1 protein-coding gene is annotated in these 394 nt (G+C 43.1%); it reads left to right on the forward strand.

All coding sequences use genetic code 11. The features are described 5' to 3' along the window. Positions 1-124: 124 nt before the first annotated feature. Positions 125-394 (forward strand): fibronectin type III domain-containing protein (locus RCF13_RS11740; RefSeq protein WP_308141205.1); only part of this gene is annotated, 270 nt, incomplete at its 3' end.

Raw genomic sequence — 394 nt, forward strand, 5'->3', positions numbered from 1 at the left:
TGCTACACCTTATCGATACACTGTGGGGGGCCAGTCAACACAATGGCTTAATAATACCAGCTATACAAAGAGCGGGCTCGTTCCAAACACCGCATACTCTGTGAAGTTTGAGGCAAGAGATGCAGTGGAACATATTGCTGAGCGTATACAAAACGTTTATACCAAGGCACAGGTGCCATCCATAACTGTAAATAGTGCAACAGAAACCAGTATGGAGCTATCTTTCACAGACAGTAACCCATCCAATACGCAATATCAGATTACTGTAGGCGGAAAGTATGTAACATCTTCAGGTGCATTAACGACGACAGCAACATGGATTGTGGACAGTGATAAAAAGATTCATGTTACAGGACTATCGCCAAATACCAACTACAGTATAAGAGCAAAGGCG

This window comes from Stenotrophomonas maltophilia group sp. RNC7 (genome assembly GCF_030910085.1).
Classification (GTDB): domain Bacteria; phylum Pseudomonadota; class Gammaproteobacteria; order Xanthomonadales; family Xanthomonadaceae; genus Stenotrophomonas; species Stenotrophomonas sepilia.